Source organism: Candidatus Obscuribacterales bacterium (assembly GCA_036703605.1).
Taxonomy (GTDB): domain Bacteria; phylum Cyanobacteriota; class Cyanobacteriia; order RECH01; family RECH01; genus RECH01.
This window is the reverse complement of the sequence record DATNRH010000351.1, coordinates 1-1,872: the sequence shown is the minus strand read 5'-3', so window position 1 is coordinate 1,872 and position 1,872 is coordinate 1. Positions and strand designations below refer to the sequence as shown.

At 50.5% G+C, this 1,872-nt stretch carries 3 protein-coding genes and 1 pseudogene; 2 read left to right on the top strand and 2 right to left on the bottom strand.

Features of this window, described 5'->3' with window-relative positions:
* Window positions 1–184, bottom strand: a 184-nt coding sequence (locus tag V6D20_07460; GenBank protein HEY9815620.1) for a hypothetical protein, incomplete at its 3' end; no start/stop codon positions are given.
* Here V6D20_07460 and V6D20_07455 point away from each other — a divergent pair.
* Entirely contained in the window at window positions 183–359 is a 177-nt protein-coding gene (locus V6D20_07455) for a transposase family protein (protein ID HEY9815619.1), read from the top strand. The two genes, V6D20_07460 and V6D20_07455, sit on opposite strands and share 2 nt — an antisense overlap.
* A 21-nt stretch (window positions 360–380) precedes the next feature.
* Window positions 381–995: a transposase family protein gene (locus V6D20_07450; protein ID HEY9815618.1), complete on the top strand. Its 615-nt coding sequence runs from the start codon at window positions 381–383 to the stop codon at window positions 993–995.
* Between the two features lie 75 nt (window positions 996–1,070).
* Here the strand turns inward: V6D20_07450 and V6D20_07445 are convergent.
* Window positions 1,071–1,370, bottom strand: a pseudogene (locus tag V6D20_07445) (IS4 family transposase).
* Window positions 1,371–1,872: the final 502 nt, after the last annotated feature.

Below are 1,872 nucleotides of genomic sequence, written 5' to 3'. Positions count from 1 at the left end.
TAGACTTTATCGGAAATTGAGCTGATAGAATCAGGATCAGGAGCATAGACCAGGGTAAGCCCATGAAAATGACTGATGCCGAGTTGCGGACAAAACCCCGAACCTTGTGCAGTTTGCCTGGGCTGAGGGTGCAAGAGTTTGAGGCCTTATGACCCAGCTTTGGTAACGCTTGGGACAGCTTCATGCAAGACACCTTTCAGCGCAAAGATCGCCAACGAGCCATGGGAGCGGGTCGCAAAGCACACCTGAGTGACCTAGCGGATAAGCTCCTGTTCATCCTGATGTACGTTCGCCTTTACCCTACCCAAGAAGTTCAAGGCTTTCTCTTTGGCATGAGCCAAGCACAAGCCAATCAATAGATTCATTGCCTAACTTGCGTCTTGAACCAAGCCTTAGGGGATGAACAGCAACTCCCGGAACGCGAACCAGCGAGCCTGGAAACCCTTCTCAGCCGTTGTCCAAGCTTAGAGTTCATCATCGACGGTACCGAGCGTCGGATCAATCGCCCCAAGGATAAAGCTGAGCGCAAAACCTACTACAGCGGCAAGCGCAAGGTGCATACGGTCAAGAACCTGGTCATGTCTGAGCGTGGGGGCAAGGTGCGCTACTTGAGTGACACCTACGAAGGCAAGAAACATGACAAGGCGATGGCCGATGAAGGAGACTTACAGTTTCCTGATGGTAGTACGCTATGGCAGGATACGGGGTTTCAAGGGTTAGCCCCAGAGGGGGTGAGCATTCAGCAACCGAAGAAGAAACCCCGCAACGGTTCTCTCACGCCGATTGAGACGATGAACAACCAAGGTATTTCCAGCCTTCGCATCGAAGTAGAACACCATATTGGTGGGATCAAGCGGTGTCAAATTCTGGTGCAACCGTTTCGTAATTGGGTTGACCATTACGTGGATGACGTCATAGAAACTGGCTGCAGTTTACACAATTTCCGCCTGACCCATCGAGCAAAGCAACGGAATTCTCGGAGAGAAGCCGCTTAATCCCAAACAACTACGGGTGAGGTTGACCTGTAGCGACGTTTCTCCTATTTCCGATCTGAACGGGTGACAACGTACCTAGAGATCTTGCTGCATCAGGGATAACGCATGGAACCCGCGCTGAAAATAGAGCCGTTTATGGGGTTTGAGTGCTATCGGTTGGAACGCCCAGTCGGCCAATAATTCCAGGGCATAGATCCATCGTTGACCATAGAGCCCCAGACTAAAGTCACTCTGCCGAGGCGTCTTATCGTGGTGCTGCTGGATACGTCCTGCATACGGATCTACCCTGAGATGTTTCATCGTTTTCCCGTGCATCGTGGCCCAACTGTAAGCCAAGGCGATCAGCAATACTAACGCCAAAAACCGAGTGTCATTTCCAGGGTCAAGTACTGGGTTTCCCTGAGGTGGGTGCGCAAGGTGGTTTGGTAGAATGTGGGGAACATATTGATTGAAGAGAGCTGTACGGAGGCTACCTATTTTTTGTCCCCTTTATTGTCTCAAAGTTCAGCACTGTATGATTTTGAGCTGCCTTGTCACCCGTTCAGGGTGAAGAGAATGGCGAGGGAGAACAGTGCGAGTAGGGCAGGTATGGTGCGTAGGATAGATAAATCCGCACACTATCGTCGAGTTTTGACTTCCCCAGGGTCAATAGCGCTCCTATCACGAGGGTTAACGCGTGAGGCCACACCTGCCGGGAAAACAGTGACGCAAATGCTATCATCATCTCCATGCATTCCACCGCAGCAAGCTCCTCAGACTCTTACCTTTGGATCAAATGGATAAAGTCGAGCCTAGCTAGCATAGGAAAAACCACTGTACTGCAGATGCTCAAGCAGTGTCCTCTAATTTTGCAAGATTCGTTTTAATATCTGTTCCT

What these genes read in the sequence shown, in the direction of transcription:
- V6D20_07455 (HEY9815619.1), top strand. Translation starts at nt 183, where the DNA reads ATGCAAGACACCTTTCAGCGCAAAGATCGCCAACGAGCCATGGGAGCG.